This window comes from Verrucomicrobiota bacterium, assembly GCA_016200005.1.
GTDB lineage: Bacteria > Verrucomicrobiota > Verrucomicrobiia > Limisphaerales > PALSA-1396 > PALSA-1396.
The window spans coordinates 1-9,146 of the sequence record JACQFP010000043.1 but is presented as its reverse complement, the minus strand read 5'-3'; the positions used below and the strand labels follow the sequence as shown (position 1 = coordinate 9,146).

6 protein-coding genes are annotated in these 9,146 nt (G+C 58.2%); 4 read left to right on the top strand and 2 right to left on the bottom strand.

The features are described from left to right. The first annotated feature begins 237 nt into the window (after window positions 1-237). The 4 genes from HY298_15550 (at window position 238) to HY298_15535 (ending at window position 3,080) form a co-directional block, all read left to right on the top strand. A complete protein-coding gene (locus tag HY298_15550; protein ID MBI3851672.1) occupies window positions 238-1,098 on the top strand; it encodes a DUF2971 domain-containing protein in 861 nt (286 codons plus the stop codon). Between the two features lie 256 nt (window positions 1,099-1,354). Then, window positions 1,355-2,050: a transposase gene (locus tag HY298_15545; GenBank protein MBI3851671.1), complete on the top strand. Its 696-nt coding sequence runs from the start codon at window positions 1,355-1,357 to the stop codon at window positions 2,048-2,050. Window positions 2,051-2,251: 201 nt separating this feature from the next. After that, entirely contained in the window at window positions 2,252-2,713 is a 462-nt protein-coding gene (locus HY298_15540) for a cupin domain-containing protein (protein MBI3851670.1), read from the top strand. A gap of 91 nt (window positions 2,714-2,804) precedes the next feature. Then, the gene (locus HY298_15535) at window positions 2,805-3,080 is read left to right on the top strand and encodes a phosphomethylpyrimidine synthase ThiC (protein MBI3851669.1); all 276 of its coding nucleotides are present in this window, start codon (window positions 2,805-2,807) and stop codon (window positions 3,078-3,080) included. A 381-nt stretch (window positions 3,081-3,461) separates the two neighbouring features. On the opposite strand, the gene HY298_15530 is transcribed toward HY298_15535, so the two are convergent. Together HY298_15530 and HY298_15525 are read right to left on the bottom strand one after the other, a co-directional pair. Then, window positions 3,462-7,274 carry an HYR domain-containing protein gene (locus tag HY298_15530; GenBank protein ID MBI3851668.1) on the bottom strand — a complete coding sequence of 1,271 codons (3,813 nt, stop codon included), beginning with the start codon at window positions 7,272-7,274 and terminating at the stop codon, window positions 3,462-3,464. Window positions 7,275-7,619: 345 nt separating this feature from the next. Further along, window positions 7,620-8,945: a hypothetical protein gene (locus tag HY298_15525; protein MBI3851667.1), complete on the bottom strand. Its 1,326-nt coding sequence runs from the start codon at window positions 8,943-8,945 to the stop codon at window positions 7,620-7,622. Window positions 8,946-9,146 lie beyond the last annotated feature (201 nt).

The following is a 9,146-nucleotide window of genomic DNA, read 5'->3' as shown; positions in this document are numbered from 1 at the left end:
CACTTCTGCTCCATGTGCGGCCCGCACTTCTGCTCGATGAAGATCACCGAAGACGTCCGCAAATACGCCGCCGAACAAGGCATCGCCGAGGAAGAAGCGCTGAAGAAGGGGATGGAGGAAAAGTCGAAGGAGTTCGTGGAGAAGGGCGCGGAGGTTTACGCGAAGGCGTGATTTCGTCGGAGCGCGGCTGTGTCGAAGACCAGCCGCAGCACTCGCACATCGAGTAAGCGGAAGGATATGAAATCAACAACCAATCCACCTCCGCAGCTTTTCAAATACGTCGGCGCAGCGGGAATCAAGATTCTTCAGACGAAGACTTTGAGATTCACTCGGCCTTCGTTGTTAAACGATCCATTTGAGGTTCGGCCATTCTTGAAAACCATTGGTGGCGAAGCCGATTGGACAAAGCAATTTGAATCTCAAATGCCAACCGAGCTCGACAAAAAGCTCGCTGAATTACCCGAACACTTGCGACAGCTCCTGCCGAGAGAAGCCCTACTAGGCCACCTCAATTCACAGAAGCCGGTCATGCTGGAAGTAATGCAACAGGTGTTGGATCAACTCAGGCCTACCATGAACATGGAATCCTACAAGCAGGCTGATGCAGCGGTTGGAGTTCTAAGCCTTACCGAGAATCCGAGTGACCTCTTGATGTGGTCACATTACACTGATTTTCATCGCGGCTTGGTGCTCGGGTTTGATTCAGCACACGGGTTTTTCAATCGGCGTCGCAGTGAGAGTGATGAATTCTACCATTTACGTCGGGTTGTGTATTCCCGCAAACGACCACATGTGGATTTGCTGCGCACGGATTGCTTGGAATTATTTCTTACGAAAAGCGAAGAATGGGCATACGAAGCTGAGTGGCGGATGATGACGCCGATTCAAGATTGTCAGGAAGTATCCGCCGCCGTGCATGTTCAGGAATTCCCCGCAGCGTGTGTCAAGACGGTTATTCTCGGAGCAAACTCTTCGCCGGAGTTCCGCAATGAGATTCGCAATGTGCTCAAAGGCAGTGCCGACTTCGCCCACGTCCGGGTGCTATTTGCGCGACTCCATGCGCAAGAGTATGCCTTGGAATTCTTAGAACACGAATGACGTCGTTTCGCCGCCATCTTATCGAGACGAAGCTGCTGCAACTGGCGCTTCGCACACAGTCGCGGTCCGGTTGCGGAGCGCGGCTGTGTCTCGCGCGGCGCGGGATCAGCCGCAGCACGTCCGAACGTCGAGCCGTATTGGATTATTCCCATGCGCTATTCGTTGCGAAGCTGCTGCGGCTGGTCTCGGCGACACAGCCGCGCTCCGGGCGTTCCAAGACTTGCGGCGTTCGCGGGTTTGCGGCTCAATGTTTGGAGTGAGCCAGCCACCCAAACCGCGTCGTCCCGGACCGCCGCACAATCCCGGCGTGCGCGATTTGGTCGAGGGCAAACGGCGCTGGTCATCGCCGCCAAAGATTGAGAATCTCAAGCAAGGATTTCGCGGCTGGAATGAGCGCGGTTATCTGCCGCATCGCGATGAACCGGGCCTCACGCAATTCGTCACGTTTCGATTGGCCGATTCTTTTCCCGAATCGCTTCGCGGCGAATGGGAGCATCTCTGGAAAATTGAGAACGACCAGCAGCGTCGCGCCGAGTTGGAGGCGTATCTCGACCGAGGGCGTGGCGAATGTCACTTGCGTAAGCCGGAGATAGCCAGTCTCGTTGAAGACGCGGTGCGGTTCTTCCACGGCGAGCGATATGAACTGCGCGCGTGGGTGGTGATGCCGAATCACGTTCACGCGTTGTTCAAGGTGGACGCCACCCCGATGGCGGAGATTCTGGAGAGCTGGAAGAAGCACACGGCGCAAAAGGCGAACCGGTTGCTGAAGCAGCGCGGTGAATTCTGGCAGGCGGATTATTGGGATACGTTTATGCGCGACAGCGAACATGAATTGGAAACGCGCAATTACATCGAGAGCAATCCGGCAAAGGCGTGTTTGGTTCTCGATCCGAAGACTTGGTCGTGGAGCAGCGCGCGATTTCGGGATGCGCATGGCGTGCTGAAAATTTGACGGAGCGCGGCTGTGTGCGTTGCGCACCAGCCGCAGCGGGTAGAGAATTCAACGGCTCTTGATAGATTCCATACGGCATTGTTGGTGTGAGTGCTGCGGCTGGTCTTCGACACAGCCGCGCTCCGGCGATTCAGCCCCGGCTTGTGATGCGTCGCCCAAGTTGCTTTACTTTGACGCGACGAAATGTTCGCCAACAAGTCCATGAAAGCCATTCAAGGTTACCATCTCATCAAGCCGGAAGACCTCCACTGGCGGCCCTCCAACCTGATGCGCATCCCGAACGCGGATTATCTGGAGCGCACCGGGAGCGAGAATCTCGGCGCGCGACTCTGGCGGTTGCCGCCCCAGAGCGCGAACACGCTGCACAAGCACATCCGCGCGGAGGAGTTTTATTTCGTACTGGAAGGCACGGGCCGCCTGCGCGTGGGCGACGAGGCGTTGACCGTGCCGCGCTACGGCGGCGTGCTGGTCGGGCCGGACCAGTTGCGCCAGGTGTTCAACGACACCGACACCGAGGTGCTTTGGCTCATCATCGGCGCACCGGAGGAACTGGAATTTCTGCCCGGCGCAAAGACCAGGCCCGAGATGTCGCTCATCTACCCAGTTAACCTGAAGCAGTTGCCCAAGGAATTGGCAAGCGTGGAGTGGCCGCACACGAGTTGAGGGGAGTGCGAGCAAGAGCAATGGATACCCGGGCGTGTTACCGAAAATTTGATTTGAGCGGGTTCGCAGAAAATTGTTTCGCGAGTTGAATTTGAAAAGTTTTGCCCAAGTTGAATTGAGTTGTTGCCATCATTGCGACAGACTGCGTCCCGGCCCGATTGCCGACGCCAACGAGTCCTTGCGGACGGCCACCATGCTGCAGTTTGCCGAACTCAATCCCGAATGCTTTCGGGACACAGACCGCGTCTGGGCTAAACGGGTGCAACTGCTGAACGAAGGCCCGGCCCACGCGCCCATGCACCTCACCGAGGAAAAACAGGTTCGCACGGCGTGCGCTGCGCTGCGCTGCTGCAAAACGCTGCTCTGACGGTACAGACGAAGGCGCGGCAGCCAACCAGCCTCAACGGATTGCGCGTCGCCATCTGGCGGAATGGGAGCACGCGAACTCGGCGGTCCGCGCTCCAGGGTTTGGGCGACACGCCCGTAATCTCCGATTAGAACGACGCCCCGACTCAAGCCGTCCCAGCCATGAGCCTCAAACCGACCCACCCACCCATGACTCCACCCAGGAGGGGAACAATCCACCGTGCGCCGCTCCCCTCTTGGGAGGGGCAAGGGGTGGGTTCAGGGGTTCAATGCGCATAATCGGGTTCGAGGATTCTCTCCCCTTCAGAAGGGGAGAGCGTGGCCGAAGGCCCGGTGAGAGGTTATTGATTTCTCTTTCCGCAATTCTCATTTGCCAACCATTCTATTTGAGTTGAATCCAAGCTGAGTGCTGGCTGCCGTCGGACAGCGTGGCGCGCAGCAACCATGTACCTGTGCTCATGCCGGTGCCTTTCGTGTCGAGGTTGAACTGCCACTGGCCATCGGTGAGGCGGAACTGGTTGCCCGTCGTCGCGGCATCTTGCGGTGTCGCGTCAATCGCAGTCGCGGCTGTGGTGGAGTCACTGTATTTGATGGCTTGCAAACGATGCACTCCGGTGAGCACCGCCGAGCCGCCACAGGAGGCGGTGAACTTCACCGGGATCGTGCTGCCCATCTTGAACGTGCGCACCGGACTGGCGAAGCTGCCGCCCGTGGTATCAGCTCCGCCGATGGGTGACAGAAACCCGGCAAAGCCCAACGATGCACGCGTGACCGTGAAGGCGCACTCGGAGTGATTGCCACTGGCATCGGTCGCGGTGCAGTTGACCGTGGTGGTGCCAACTGGGAAGCCTGAGCCTGAGGCGGGCGAACAGGATACCGTTGGAGACGGGTCGCAATTGTCGCTTGCTACGGCCGAGAACGTGACCGGCACCAGCAAATCGACGCTGCAGCCGGTTGAGATGTTGGCCGGGCAGGTGATGCTCGGCGGCGTAGTGTCAACTACGGTCACCGTCGCTGTGCACTGGCTTGAGGCCCCTTTGCTGTCCGTCACCGTGAGCGTGACCGTGGTGTTTCCCAGCGAATACGGTCCCGTCGGCGATTGAGTGATCGTGATTGGATCGCCATCGGGATCGAACGAGCCGTTGTCAATTGAGGCATTGGCGGTGCAGTTTATCCCTGCGGACACAGTTACGTTTTTGCACTGAGCAACTGGCGGATTATTCGCTGGCTGCAGACCCGAGCATCCGGGCGTGAAAGCCGCAACGATCCGCACCCCGCTGTCCACACTGACTTGGGCGCAGATGGCGTATAACACGCCATTCACTGTGTCGGCGGCGTTTTGACCCAAGTAAAGTCCCGCCGGCAATGACGCTTGGGTCGTCCAGGTGTTGGCTACGGGATCGTAAGCCTCCACCGTAGAGACGGTGCCACTGGCGTCGCCGCCGCCAACAGCATAGATAATCCCGTCAACTACGACTACTGATAACCCGCCTCGTGCGGTCGGCATCGGAGCTTTGGTTGTCCAGGTGTTTAACGCTGGGTCGTAGGCTTCCACAGTACTCCCGCCTCCAATCGCGTAGAGGATCCCGTTGACAACTCTAATCCCCAAGCCGGCGCGCGCCGTGGGCATCGGCGCTTTGGTTATCCAAGTGTCCGTGGCGGGATTGTATGCTTCGAGCGTGGCATAAATAGGGCCGTGACCTTCCACCCCGCCAACCACGTAAAGAGTGCCATTCACCACGCATGCAGCAGGATAATAACGAGGCGTTGGCATCGAGGCTTTGATCGCCCAACTGCTCGACACTGGGTCGTACGCCTGGAGTGTGGCCAGCGCGCCACAGCAGGTCCCGCCGCCGACCGCATAAAAGATCCCATCGATTGTCCCAGCGGCAGCGCCCTGAGTAGCGACGGGCAAAGAGGGCTTTGACGTCCAAGTATCCGTTGCGGGATTGTACGCCTCAAACGTATTGATCGACGAAGAACTTCCGGCGTGAGCGCCGCCGGCCGTGTAGAGAATTCCATTTACGGCGGCAACTGCCACTTGTCTCCTGGGCGTAGGACTAGAGGTCTTGGTGATCCAACCGCCAGACAGATCGGTTATGGTCACCGTAAAGCTACAGACGGACTGATTACCGCTGGCATCGGTAGCGGTGCAGTTGACGACGGTCTGGCCAATCGGGAAGAGCGAGTCCGACGGTGGCGTGCAGGTCACCGTGGGAGACGGATCAACATTATCAGTCGCAGTGACTGAGAAGGTCACTGGCACGAGCAGATCGACGCTGCAAGGAATAGCAATGTCCGCCGGACACGCGATCACTGGCGGCGTAGTGTCAGTGGGAGGTCGGGTTGATGTTGGCGTGTAAACTTGCAATGCTCCACTCATTTTGCCCGACAAATCCATGCCTCCGGTCACGAACATCTTCGAACCAATCACCCCTGCGACCATCAGGTAACGCGGCGGCTGGGGCAGCGGCGTACCGGCCGTCCAGGAATTTGAAATTGGATCATAGATCTGAACATCCGACACGAACGTAGTGCCGTCGTCTCCACTGACAACAATCAGTTTTCCATCAATTACACCCACTACGTGCCCTACACGAGCTGTTGGCAGGGGAGTGCCTGTGGTCCAAGTATCCGAAACAGGATCGTAAATTTGCAAAGCTCCCGTCTCCGAATACAACGCGCCGTTGTGACCACCGACCACGTAGAGTTTACCGTTGAGTGCCGCTCCACTTGCCTCCGCGACACTCGTTGGAAGAGACGCTCCCATGGACCATGTGTCGTTAAGCGGGTTGTAGATTTCCAAGTTCGAGAACATATTTCCGAAAGGCGCGTGCCCGCCCGTCACGTAAAGCTTCCCGCCAATCACCGCGGATACTGTCTCTCCCCTCGCGATTGTCATCGGAGAGCCGTTCACCCAGGAGTCCGTGGCAGGATCGTATATTTCAAGCGCACGAGTGCTTGCGTTAGGGTCGCCATTCACCCAGCCGCCGGCGACATACACCTTATTACTCAACACGCCGATGGCCATCGCAGCGCGCGCGATCGAAGCCGGGGACCCGAAACTCCACCCGTCGGTAATTGAGTCGTAAATCTCGGGGATAGTGCTTATGCCGCTAACACTGCTTCCGCCCACAACATACATCCGTCCGTTAACTACTGCGGCAGCGGAATCCACACGCGGTTGAGGCATGGTAGCCTTCGTCGTCCAAGTGCCAGAGGAAGGTGCCGTCGCGTTGGGCGTGAAAGCTTCGGTCGTGGCGAGGAATGGAAAATTAGGGAATGAACTGGCATTATAACCTCCCATAACGTACAGGCCGCCGTTGGCCTCTGCGACGGCGATACCAGCCCGGGGTGTGGGCATAGCGGCAACGCTAGTCCAAACGTCGGTTGCGGGGTCGTAGGCGAAAACGTTCCCGGTCCAAACCGAACCAGTTGCCCCTCCGACTGCGTAAAGAACTCCATTCACTGTACCGACGCTGAACCCGTCCGTGAGAGTGGGAAATGGGTTTTTCGTGGACCAGGTGTCGGTGTTTGGATCGTAGGCCTCGACTGTCGACAAAGCGGCGGATCCAGTGGTTCCGCCCACTGCATACAGTTTCCCGCCTACAACGCCGAGTGCAAAGGCGTAACGTCGTGTGGGCATTGGGGCTTTGGGTGTCCAAGTGTCGGTGGCGGGGTCGTAGGCCTCGACCGTTTGAATTTGAAGGGTGTCGGGCACGCCACCCACCGCATAAAGGATACCGTTCACGGCCCCCACACCTAGCCCAACTCGCGGCGTTGACATTGGTCTTTTAGTTGTCCAAGTGTCCGTTGCCGGATCATAGGCCTCGAGTACTGACGTGAAGGCACCGCAACCGGTGCCGCCACCAGCGACGTAGAGCACGCCGTTCACAACGCCCGCACCCGGAACGTCTCTTCCTGTAGGCATGGGGGACTTCACTGTCCAGGCGTCGGTTGTCGGATCATACGCAAGAAGGGTATTCAGATAGCTACATGTAGAGTGCGGTTCGTGCCCGCCCACGACGTAAACAATGCCGTTCGCGCCAGCGGCTGCGTGGTTTACGAGATGCAGTGGCATCGGAGCCTTGGTTGCCCATGTGCCGTCCTGGGCCCAGGTTGAGTGAGCGCCGGCAAACATCAGCACAGTCAGTGCGGTCAATGTCAGTCCGAGATTTAATGTTCTTGTTTTCATTGCGGGCCTTCTTTGTTTTGGGGTCTTGTTTTTGTTTTCGTCCAGGACACAACCGTCGCGGCTTGTTAGGCCAAGGTTCACGTTCCTGTGCGTCCGGACCGTTGACCGCGCTTCGAGCGATGGGCAGCGATGTTTTGGCTTCTACTCCTTACAGAAGAAAATCGGCGGGACTATTACAGAGAATCTTTCCTTTTTGGAAAAAGGACAAAGAAGTGCGAAAAACACGCAACCACACTATGCGAATCAAGCCCCTGATCCCACCCCTCACCCCTCCCAAGAGGGGAACAATCCACTATGCGCCGCTCCCCTCCTTGGGAGGGGCCAAGGGGTAGGTCGGTGGGAGGTTTAGTCTGACAGCTTGATGGTCGAGGCCGGTGAAATGGTGCGAGTGGCGCGATCGGCGAAAAACCACTTTGCCCAATGAGTGTAAAAGTCCTGCGCGGAACTTTCCACAAGCTGCTGCTTTAATTTCAATAGTTCCGCCACGGAAATAGCTTCAACCATCCCTTGATTATTGAGCCGTTGCCCGATGACGGCCTCGGCCAGAACGGGCAGCCAGGGTGGGACGGGCACGGGGGCGACCGGCACTTCCCAGATGCGCGCATTTCGCCCGGCGGCGGTCAGCACGCGTTGTCCATCGGGACTGAATTGCGCGCCATAGACCCAGGTATGATGGTCGAGCGGCTCGGTCAACGGCTGGCCGGTGTAGGCATCCCAAATCCGCACGGTGCTGTCGCCCGAGGCCGCCACCACCCGCCGACCGTCCGGACTAAACTCCACTGAATTGACCCGACCGTTTAGTTTCATCGGCTGGGCCAGCAGTTGACCGGAGCGGGCATCCCACACCCGGACGGTCTTGTCATTCGAAGCCGTGAGCACGCGCTGCCCATCCGGGCTGAACTGAGCAGAAAGAAACTCAATATCAAGTTCGAGCCGCTGGGTCAGCGGCTGCCCGGTGAGAGCGTCCCAAAACCGCGCGGTATAATCATAAGAAGCGGTGACTATCTGTTGCCCATCCGGACTAAACTGAGCGAAATGGACTGAATCGTCGTGTTTGAGCGGCGCTGTGAGCGGCCGACCGGTGTGAGCATCCCAAACCCGCACGGTGTAATCACTCGAAGCCGTAACCACTCGCCTGCCATCGGGACTGAATTGGACACCATCAACTCTATTATTATGTTTGAGCGCTCCGGTCACTGGCTGACCGGAGCGGGCATCCCAGATCCGCGCGGTGTTGTCATAAGAAGCCGTGGCGAACAGTTGACCGTCGGGACTGAACCGTGCGTCAATGATTTTGCCCTCGTGTCTGACTGGTTCGATCAGGGCACGGCCATTGTCGGCATCCCACACTCGCGCCGTGTTCGCGGAAACGGTGAGTATGCGCCGGCCATCCGCACTAAACCGGGCGGAACTTACAGGGCCATCATGTTTGAGCGGCTCGCGCAACGGCTGGCCGGTGCGGGCATCCCAGACTCGAGCGGTCTTGTCACTCGAAGCGGTAACCACTCGCTTTCCGTCGGGACTGAATCGGGCCGACAAAACGTCGTTGCCATGTTTGAGCGGCATTGGCAGGGACCGGCCAGTGCGTATATCCCAGACGCGGGTAGTATGGTCGCGAGAGGCCGTGACCACCTGTTGCCCATCCGGACTGAATTCAGCCTGGTCAACCACACGCGGGTGTCTGAACGAGACAATCAGAGGTCGGCCAGTGCGCACTTCCCAGACCCGTATGGAGAAATTTCCAAAAGTTGTGGATGGCGGGGGGTGGAGGGCATCCCAAGGGTAAATGTGTTTACGCTGCTATTGCCTTGGGGTTGAGTTCGACACCATCGACGAACTTCACTCCCGCGATCACGCGATCCAGTAACTCAT

What these genes read in the sequence shown, in the direction of transcription:
- HY298_15550 (MBI3851672.1), top strand. Translation starts at nt 238, where the DNA reads ATGAAATCAACAACCAATCCACCTCCGCAGCTTTTCAAATACGTCGGC.
- HY298_15540 (MBI3851670.1), top strand. Translation starts at nt 2,252, where the DNA reads ATGAAAGCCATTCAAGGTTACCATCTCATCAAGCCGGAAGACCTCCAC.
- HY298_15530 (MBI3851668.1), bottom strand. Translation starts at nt 7,274, where the DNA reads ATGAAAACAAGAACATTAAATCTCGGACTGACATTGACCGCACTGACT.